Raw genomic sequence first — 657 nt, forward strand, 5'->3', positions numbered from 1 at the left:
GACTGAGAACCCTCCTCCTCATTTCCGTGACCGCCTTTACCGGGTTCTCCATCCTATGCGGCATCGCCACAGATCTTACGACTATGATCATCGGACGAACCGGGCAGGGCCTTATGGGAGGGCTGCTGATACCGACCGCCATGACGATTGTCGCAAAGCGACTCCCGCCACCCCAGCAGCCTATCGGGATGGCCCTTTTCGGAATGACCGTAATCTTGGGCCCCGTTCTTGGCCCCTTGCTCGGCGGCTGGCTGACGGAAAATTTGAGCTGGCATTATGCCTTCTTCGTCAATGTGCCGGTCTGCGGGATACTCCTCTTGCTCCTGTTGCTCGGCCTGCCGCACGAACGTACGAATTGGGTCTATCTTCGCGAGGCCGACTGGTTGGGTATTATAGGCCTGATCCTTGGCCTTGGCGGACTGACGATCGTGCTCGAGGAGGGGCACCGTGAAGACTGGTTCGAATCGACGCTTATCATCCGGCTGACGTTTATAACCGTAGCAGGGTTTGTGATGTTGGGGATCGGACAGATCCGGGCAACAAAGCCCGTCCTTAAGTTGCGAATCGTCATGAGCAGACAGTTCGGCAGCGTCGTTATCATGGCGCTAGCGCTGGGCATGGTGATGTACGGATCGACCTTCGTCATCCCGCAGTTCC

At 57.4% G+C, this 657-nt stretch carries 1 protein-coding gene; it reads left to right on the top strand.

What is annotated here, in order from left to right; translation table 11 throughout:
- Positions 1 to 657 (top strand): MFS transporter (locus SxD43FB_RS23860; protein ID WP_141249653.1); only part of this gene is annotated, 657 nt, incomplete at both ends.

Source organism: Sphingobium sp. D43FB, from assembly GCF_002312805.1.
Classification (GTDB): Bacteria; Pseudomonadota; Alphaproteobacteria; order Sphingomonadales; family Sphingomonadaceae; genus Sphingobium.